Genomic DNA, 4,477 nt, shown 5'->3' with positions numbered 1-4,477 from the left:
GATCAGCCCCTGGCCAGTGCGGGGGCTGATCTGGTTGTCGTCTGTTTACTCAGCTGCGTCTTCGTATTCGGACATTGGTGGGCATGTGCAGATGAGGTTTCGGTCTCCGTATGCGTTGTCGACGCGGTTGACGGGGGACCAGTATTTGTCGACGCCCATGGAGCCCGGGGGGAAGCAGGCCTGTTCGCGGGTGTATGGGCGGTCCCAGTCGCCGACCAGATCGCGCACCGTATGGGGGGCGTTTTTCAGCGGGTTGTTCTCCGCGTCGATCTTGCCGTCGATGATGTCCTGCGCCTCGGCCCGGATGGACAGCATGGCGTCGCAGAAGCGATCCAGCTCGTCCTTGGGTTCCGACTCGGTGGGCTCGACCATCAGGGTTCCGGCCACCGGCCAGGACATGGTGGGCGCGTGGAAGCCGGAATCGACCAAACGCTTGGCCACATCGTCGACGCTGACATGGGCCGCCTCATCCAGAGGACGGGTGTCAAGGATACATTCATGCGCCACCCGGCCTGTTTCCGAGGTGTACAGGATCGGATAGGCGTCCTGCAGCCGGGCCGCGATATAGTTGGCGTTCAGGATCGCCACTTTCGTGGCCTGGGTCAGACCCGCACCGCCCATCAGCAGCACATAGGCCCAACTGACCGGCAGGATCGACGGAGACCCAAACGGTGCCGCCGAGACCGGACCGACGGCGGTGCCGTATTCCGGGTGGCCGGGCAGGTGTTCCTCCAGATGCGCTTTGACGCCGATCGGACCCATGCCGGGGCCGCCACCGCCATGCGGGATGCAGAAGGTCTTGTGCAGGTTCAGGTGGCTGACGTCGCCACCAATGTCACCAGGACGCGACAGGCCGACCATGGCGTTCATGTTGGCGCCGTCGATATAGACCTGACCGCCGTGATCATGGGTGATCTGGCAGACCTCCTGAACGGTGGTCTCGAACACGCCATGGGTCGACGGGTAGGTAATCATGCAGGCGGCCAGATGGTCAGAATGCTTTTCCGCCTTGGCGCGGAAATCGGCGACATCAATGTTGCCCTTCTCATCCGCTTGCACCGGCACCACCTGATAGCCCACCATCTGGGCCGAGGCCGGGTTGGTGCCATGGGCCGAAGTGGGGATCAGGCAGACATTGCGATGCGCCTCACCCCGCGCGGCGTGATAGTTGCGGATGGTCAGCAGGCCTGCGTACTCGCCCTGCGCGCCCGAGTTGGGCTGCTGCGAGATCGCGTCATAGCCGGTGATCTGGCACAGCTTGTCGTTCAGATCGGCAATCATCTCGTGATAGCCCTGTGCCTGATCTTCGGGGCAGAACGGGTGTAGATTGCCGAACTCGGGCCAGGTGACCGGGATCATCTCGATCGTGGCGTTCAGCTTCATCGTGCAGGAGCCCAGCGGGATCATCGCCCGGTCCAACGCCAGGTCGCGGTCGGCGAGACGGCGCATGTACCGCGTGATCTCGGCCTCGGCCCGGTTCTTGTGGAAGATCTCGTGGGTCAGATATTCGCTTTCACGCAGCGCGTAATCCGGCAGGCGGTATTGCTTGTTCGAGCTGTCATCCGCCCGATCGATGCCGAAGGCACCCCAGACGGCCTCGATGGTCTCGGGCCGGGTCTGTTCGTCCAGGCTGATGCCGACCTTGCTGTCGCCGACCTTGCGCAGGTTGACGCCGCGGGCCACGGCGGCCTCCATCACGACATTCTGCAGATGGCCGACCTCGACCGTGATGGTGTCAAAGAACACTTCCGGTTCCACGGCAAAGCCCGCCTCTTCCAGACCGGCGGCCAGGCGCGAGGTCTTGCGGTGCACCGATTGCGCAATGGCCTTGATGCCATCAGGGCCGTGATAAACCGCATACATCGACGCAATGACGGCCAGCAGCGCCTGCGCGGTGCAGACATTCGAGTTGGCCTTCTCGCGGCGGATATGCTGTTCGCGGGTCTGCAGCGCCAGGCGATAGGCCTTGTTGCCCCGGCTGTCGATGCTGACGCCGATGATCCGGCCGGGCATCGACCGCTTCAGCTTGTCGGTGGTCGCCATATAGGCCGCGTGCGGGCCGCCATAGCCCATCGGCACGCCAAAGCGCTGGGTCGAACCGATGGCGATATCCGCGCCCATCTCGCCGGGGGATTTCAGCAGTGCCAGCGACAGGATGTCGGCGGCAACGATGGCAATGGCTTTATGTTCATGCAGCGCCGCGATCTCGGCGGTGAAGTCGCGCACATGTCCATGCGTGCCGGGATACTGGAAGATCGCGCCAAACACCGCGCCCGCGTCCATCGTATCCGGATCAGCCACCTGTACGTCGATGCCCAGAGGCTCGGCGCGGGTTTTGATCACCGCAATGGTCTGCGGGTGGCAGTTTTTATCGACGAAGAAAGCCGCGTTATTGGCCTTGGACCGGCCACCGCGCTTGGCCATCGCCATCGCCTCGGCAGCAGCGGTTGCTTCGTCCAGCAGGGATGCGTTGGCCACGTCCAGCCCGGTCAGATCGCTGACCATGGTCTGGAAGTTCAGCAGCGCCTCAAGCCGGCCCTGGCTGATCTCGGGCTGATAAGGCGTGTACGCCGTGTACCAGGCCGGGTTTTCCAGGATATTGCGCAGGATCGGCGCAGGCGTGGTGGTGCCGTAATAGCCCTGACCAATCAGCGAGGTCAGAACCTTGTTCTTGCTCGCCACCTCTTTCATGTGGAACAGCGCATCGCGCTCGGTCATCGCCGGACCCCAGTCCAGCGCTTCCTTCTGCCGGATCGCAGGGGGGACGGTGGCGTCAATCAGCTGATCCAGCGTCGTGAAGCCGATCACCTTGAGCATGTCGCGCATTTCCGTCGGGCTGGGCCCGATATGGCGGCGGTTGGCGAAGTCATAGGCTTCGTAGTCGGTCAGTTTGAAGGCCATAGGTCATGCTCCTCAGGGAATGTCTCGCCCGGCCGCTCTGGCAGGAGCCTCCGGCGGGGATATTTTTAGCCAGATGAAGGGGCGGATCCGCGAAAGGACCCGCCGTTTGGGTTTACCCGATCAGGGCCTTGTAGCCGTCCAGATCCATCAGATCCTCCAGCTGCGCGGCATCCGCGATCTTGATCTTGTAGATCCAGGCCTCGCCTTCGGGATCTTCGTTCAGCGCGCCGGGGTTGTCGGCCAGCGCTTCGTTCACTTCCGTGATCTCGCCATCGACGGGGGCATACAGCTCGGAGGCGGCCTTGACGGATTCGATCACGCCGATCTCGCCGCCCTTTTCGAACTCGTCGCCTGCTTCCTGCTGCTCCACGAACACCACGTCGCCCAGCTGTTCAGCCGCGTGCTTGGTGATGCCCAGAGTGGCTGTGTCGCCTTCGACGGTCAGCCATTCATGCTCTTCGGAATAATAGGTTGCCATGTTGTCTCTCTCCTGACTTCAACGCTTGTAATTCTGTTTGACGAAGGGCAGCGCCACGATCTGCGCCGGCTGCGGCTTGCCCCGGATGATCAGGTTCACCGTCTCGCCCGGCTCACCGTGGCCGTTGGACACATAGCCCATCGCCACCGGTCCGCCGACCGTGGGGCCAAATACGCCCGAGGTGATCTGGCCGATCGTATTGCCATTGCTGCACTGGATTTCCACACCCTGACGCGCTGGTGCGCGGCCATCGGGCTTGATGCCAACCAGCTTTTTGGCGGGGCCTTCGGCCAGTTCCTTCTGCACGCGCTCGGCACCCGGGAAACCGCCCTCTTCCTTGCGGCGCTTCTGGATCGCCCAAGCCAACGAGGCCTCAATCGGCGAGGTGCTCTGGTCGATGTCATTGCCATAAAGGCACAGGCCGGCCTCCAGCCGCAGGCTGTCGCGCGCGCCCAGACCGGCCGCTTCGCAATCCTCATGCGCCAGGAACGCCTTGCTGACCTCGATCGCCTTGTCCTCGGGGATCGAGATCTCGTACCCGTCCTCGCCGGTGTAGCCCAGCCGCGAGATGCGGCACTCAACACCGTTGATATCCGCCACGGTGGTTTCCATGAACTTCAGATCCCGCGCCGCCGGGCAGAGTTCCCCCACCACGTTTTCCGCCGCAGGGCCCTGGACCGCCACAAGCGCGCGGTCGAAAATCTCGGTCACTTCGACGCCATCCAGATTATCGCGCATATGCGGAATGTCCTGATGGCGCAGCGCTGCGTTCACCACCACAAAGTAGTGATCCCCCGCGTTCGACACGATCAGATCATCCATGATCCCGCCGTCCGCATTGGTGAAAAACCCGTACCGCGCCTTGCCCGGCTTCAGGGTCGCATAGGCCTGCGGGCACAAAGCTTCCAGCTTCTCACCCACATTCTCACCCCGAAGGATCACCTGGCCCATATGAGACACATCAAACAACGCCGCTTTCTCACGACACTGCTTATGCTCCCCCATAATCCCCAAAGGATACTGAACAGGCATCTCCCAACCAGCAAAATCAACCAACTTACCTCCCAACTCAACATGCAAACCATGCAAAGGCGTGCG

3 protein-coding genes are annotated in these 4,477 nt (G+C 62.5%); all 3 read right to left on the bottom strand.

The window, feature by feature from the left end; all coding sequences use genetic code 11:
• Nucleotides 1–45: 45 nt before the first annotated feature.
• Nucleotides 46–2,901, bottom strand: coding sequence for an aminomethyl-transferring glycine dehydrogenase (gcvP, locus tag AC2FIP_RS20585; protein ID WP_496787988.1), 2,856 nt, complete (start codon nt 2,899–2,901; stop codon nt 46–48).
• Between the two features lie 112 nt (nt 2,902–3,013).
• Nucleotides 3,014–3,379, bottom strand: a complete 366-nt coding sequence (gene gcvH / locus AC2FIP_RS20580; protein ID WP_058271403.1) for a glycine cleavage system protein GcvH — start codon at nt 3,377–3,379, stop codon at nt 3,014–3,016.
• 18 nt (nt 3,380–3,397) lie between these two features.
• Nucleotides 3,398–4,477 (bottom strand): glycine cleavage system aminomethyltransferase GcvT (gcvT, locus tag AC2FIP_RS20575; protein WP_496787986.1); only part of this gene is annotated, 1,080 nt, incomplete at its 5' end.

The sequence above is a fragment of the Ruegeria sp. CDSB114 genome, assembly GCF_059611025.1.
This window is presented reverse-complemented; position numbering and strand designations above follow the sequence as displayed.